This is a genomic window from Hyphomicrobiales bacterium, assembly GCA_030688605.1.
Classification (GTDB): Bacteria; Pseudomonadota; Alphaproteobacteria; order Rhizobiales; family NORP267; genus JAUYJB01.
This window is the reverse complement of the sequence record JAUYJB010000018.1, coordinates 1-4348: the sequence shown is the minus strand read 5'-3', so window position 1 is coordinate 4348 and position 4348 is coordinate 1. Positions and strand designations below refer to the sequence as shown.

Here is a 4348-nt window from a genome sequence, read left to right as displayed (position 1 = left end):
CTCGATGGTCGCGTTGAGCGCCAGGAGATTGGTCTGCTCGGCGATGTCCTGGATCAGGCCGACGACCTCGCCGATGCGGTTGGCGGCGTCGGACAGGCCGCGCATGGTCTTGGTGGTCTTGTTCGCCTCGCTGACCGCGCGCCCGGCGACCTCGCTCGACTTGGTCGCCTCCGCGGCGATCTCGTCGACGGAGACGGCGAGCTCCTCGGCGGCGGACGCGACCGTTTCGACGTCCTCGCAGGCCGAGCCGATCGCATCGCCGGCGATCGAGCTGCGCTCGGAGACGTGCCGGGCGTTCGAGGAAAGAGTGGTCGACACGTTCTCCAGCTTGCCCACCGCGCCGCCGACGCCGGCAAGCGCCGCCCGGACGCCGTCCTCGAACTTGCGGATCGAGGCTTCGATCCGCCGCGCGCGTTCGACCTGGGTGTCGCGCTGGCGCTGCTGCTCGTTGGCCATGCGCTCGCGCTCGACGGCGTTGTCCTTGAACACCTTGAGCGCGCGGGCCATGTCGCCGATCTCGCAGCGATCCTCGGCCATGGGGATGTCGGCCGAAATGTTGCCAGCGGCGAGTTCCCGCATGGCCACGGTCAGCCTGTTGACCGGAACGGCGATGCTGCGGCCGATCATGACGCACAGCCAGACGACGATGAGGGCGATGACCGCGATGCCGACATACATGTGCCGCTGGAAGCTGGCGCGCACCGCGTTGAGCTCGGCGACCTTGCCGTACTGGTTGATCTCGGCGGCCGTGGTAATGCCTTCGATGGTCGACGGCAGGGTTTCGTAGAGGGCGTTGAGATTTTTGACCTTCTCCTCCAGGGCCGCCTGCACGACGACCCATTTCCGCAAGGTGCCGGTATAGTCGGTGAACGCCGCCTTCAGCTCGCCCTTGATCACTTCCGATACCAGCAGCACGTCGATGACGCCGCCGATGCTGCCGGCGATCTCGTTGAACGCGATCAGCTCTGCCGGATCGCCCTCCAGCATGTAGTTGCGCTCGTGCAGACGCATCGCTTGAAGCTGGACCAGGACCGGGTCGATCTCGACATAGAGATTGGCGACGCGCACCTCGTCGACGATCCCTTCGACCTCCTCGACCGCGTCGTTGAGGCTGCCGCTCAGCCCGTCGTCGACCTCGACGCCGAGCTCCTTGCGCAAGTCGACCACTTGCTTGAACAGGGCCTCGTTCTCGGCCACGCCCCATTTCACTTTGTCGATGCGTTCGACCATGTCGCCGGCCAGTTCGGATTTGCGCACCAGATCGAGCGACACTCTGGTGCGGGCGGCGTAGCTGTCATGGTCGTGGGTCAGGATGGTGTTGTGGGTGAGCAGGAAGTCCTTCTCGAAGCGGCGCATCTGCATGGCGTTGATCATGACGTTGCGCGCCAGGCCCGCGAGCTCGGTATATTCCTGCGCCGCCGCAAAGGCGACGTCCATCCGGTGGCGGCTGTACGAAAAATCGACGGCGATCGCGCCCAACCCTGCGGTAACGACCAGGGCGAGCAGGATCACGCGCGCGCGGATCGACAGGCGGGACCACAGCGAATGGCTAAAAATCGGCCAGACCATGCGCGCCGGCGCAATCATCTGCGACAGCGTTCCAGACGCTGCCCCGGCGTGTAACCGCTTGAATCCAAGGGCCATAAAAATCCCGACCGATTCTTGCCGTGTCGATGCGAATGGCAATTCGCGCTATCCCCAATTCTTGGTCAATTGCGGTAAAATCTTCATTAAGCTTGACTGCGGCCGATCGATGGGGCTCCGCGCGTCGCGCCGCCGAGACACCGCGTCTCATTCGCGCCTGAGCGGTTTCCGGCCACGTGGGACCGATTTGATGGCTCAAATCGGTTCATCCGGCAAGGCGCGGCGCGACGCGCGATGTGGTGCATCGGGCGAGCGCCGCAACACGGTCGGGGGGCCGATTTGGGCCACCGAAGACCGAGTCCATTTGCGCCGTGGCGTCGTTGCATGTCTTCTCCGATGCACCACATCGCCGTTCGACATGCGCCTAGCCACGTCGCAAAATAATCCCGGTCAAATGGTTCCATATGGCCGGGAACCGCTCTAGGTTGCATGCGGGGGCGGCTTGTGGCACGAGGCATGTTCCGCCTCCGTGCAGTGCACAATGACCGGCGACGGGTGGACGCGGGAGGGACCGGGGGACAGCCATGAGCTTGGCCGAAGAACTGACGGAGACACCGGCGCAGTTGATCGCAACGGCAAAGCGCGCCGTGTCGGCGCTCGACCAGCTCTTCGCCGAGGCGCGCATGGCGGTCGACGCCAAGGTGCGCCGCGACGGAAAAATCGATGGCCGGCTTTTCGACAGCGCCCAGCACGCGGCCCACGGCCTTGCCTGGCTTGCGACCTATGTCGAGGCTTTGCGCCAGCTTACGGCTTACGCCGAGCGGCTCGACGCGGAAGGCCGCTTCGGCGAGATCGAGCAGCTCCTGTGCCAGATCGGGTTCGGCGAATATCTGAGCCAGGTCGCGGGCGGCATCCCGATGAGCCAGGGCGAGTTCGTGCGCGCCCCCGACCTCGGCCTTAGCCATGAGCGCATTGCCGCGCTGATCGGCCAGCCCGGCGTCGCCGAGCTGATCGGCGCCAATACCGCCGAGGCCCGCGCCAGGCTGATTGCGCTTCTGGTGCCGCTCGACGGCGCCTCGGCCTATGCCGATGCCGGCCTCGACGAGACGCTCGAGGCGTTCCGCGAGGAGATGCGCCGCTTCGCCGCCGACAATGTGGTGCCATACGCCCATTCGTGGCACCTCAACAACGAGTATGTGCCGCTTTCGATCTTCGCCGGCCTCGGCGAACTCGGCGTCTTCGGCCTCACCATCCCGGAGGAGTATGGCGGGCTCGGCGTCGGCAAGCAGTCCATGTGCGTGGTCTCCGAGGAGCTTGCGCGGGCCTATATCGCCGTCGGCTCGCTCGGCACGCGGGCCGAGATCGCCGGCGAGCTGATCCTTTCCGGCGGCACCGAGGCGCAGAAGCGGAAATGGCTGCCGAAGATCGCGTCTGGCGAAATCCTCGCCACCGCCGTCTTCACCGAGCCCAACACGGGTTCCGACCTCGCCAGCCTCAAGACCCGCGCGGTGCGCGACGGCGACGTCTACCGGATAACCGGCAACAAGACCTGGATCACCCATCCCGTCCGAGCCGACATGATGACGCTTCTCGTCCGCACCGACCCGAACTCGACCGGCTATCGGGGTCTTTCCATGTTCCTGGCCGAAAAGCCGCGCGGCGACGACGCCGACCCGTTCCCGGCCCCCGGCATGTCCGGCGGCGAGATCGAGGTCATTGGCTATCGCGGCTTGAAGGAATACGAGATCGCCTTCGACAATTTCGAGGTCAAGGCGGAGAACCTCTTGGGCGAAGAGGAGGGCCAGGGCTTCAAGCAGCTCATGCAGACCTTCGAGTCGGCGCGGATCCAGACCGCGGCGCGGGCCGTCGGCGTTGCCCAGTCGGCGATGGATCTGGGGCTGCGCTATGCCATCGAGCGGCACCAGTTCGGCAAGCCCATCGTCAGTTTCCCGCGCATCTCAGACAAGATCGCGCTGATGACGGCGGAGACCATGATCGCCCGCCAGCTCACCTATTTCGCCGCCCGCGAGAAGGACCAGGGTCGGCGCTGCGATCTGGAAGCCGGCATGGCCAAGCTTCTCGCCGCGCGCGTCGCCTGGGCCGCGGCCGACAACGCGGTGCAGATTCACGGCGGCAACGGCTTTGCCCAGGAATATCCGATAAGCCGCGTGCTCTGCGATGCCCGCATCCTCAACATCTTCGAGGGCGCCGCGGAAATCCAGGCCCAGGTCATCGCCCGCCGCATCCTCGAAGGCGGCAACTAGAGCGGTTCATGGTCATAGGGAATCAATTTGATGGAGCCAAATCGGTTCATCCGGCAAGGCGTGGAGCGACGTGCGATGCGGTGCATCGGGCGAGCGCCGCAACACGGCCGGGGGGCCGATTTAGGCCACCGAAGGCCAAGGTTTTTTGCGCCGTGGCGTCGTTGCGCTTCTTGACCGATGTCCCGCATCGCCCTGCGAAACGCGCCTCGCCACGACGCAAATTCATCCCGGTCAAAGGGTGCCCTATGACCATCAACCGCTCTCGACCCTTCGCCGCCTTCCTCCCCTCGACGGCGAGGGTGACCCAAACCAAACTTTCCCTCCCCCGTGACGCTATCGGATTCACACATCTTTTGACCTCAATGATTCCAATAACTTATCTGCCCTACCTTAGGAGAAACGGTCAGTATCCGGTGCCTTCGCATTTGTTGGAAAGACTCGCTTTTTCGAAATGGCCTGGGCGGCTCACTTGAGATGTGTGCATACGATAGCCCCTTGAC

General features: G+C 64.7%; 2 protein-coding genes. One reads left to right on the top strand and one right to left on the bottom strand.

Going from position 1 to position 4348, the window contains the following annotated elements; genetic code table 11:
* The coding region (locus Q8P46_02600) for a methyl-accepting chemotaxis protein (GenBank protein ID MDP2619057.1) at positions 1-1587 on the bottom strand (1587 nt) is incomplete at its 3' end.
* Positions 1588-2168: 581 nt separating this feature from the next.
* Between Q8P46_02600 and Q8P46_02595 the strand changes: the two genes are divergently transcribed.
* Positions 2169-3848 carry an acyl-CoA dehydrogenase family protein gene (locus Q8P46_02595; protein ID MDP2619056.1) on the top strand — a complete coding sequence of 560 codons (1680 nt, stop codon included), beginning with the start codon at positions 2169-2171 and terminating at the stop codon, positions 3846-3848.
* Positions 3849-4348: the final 500 nt, after the last annotated feature.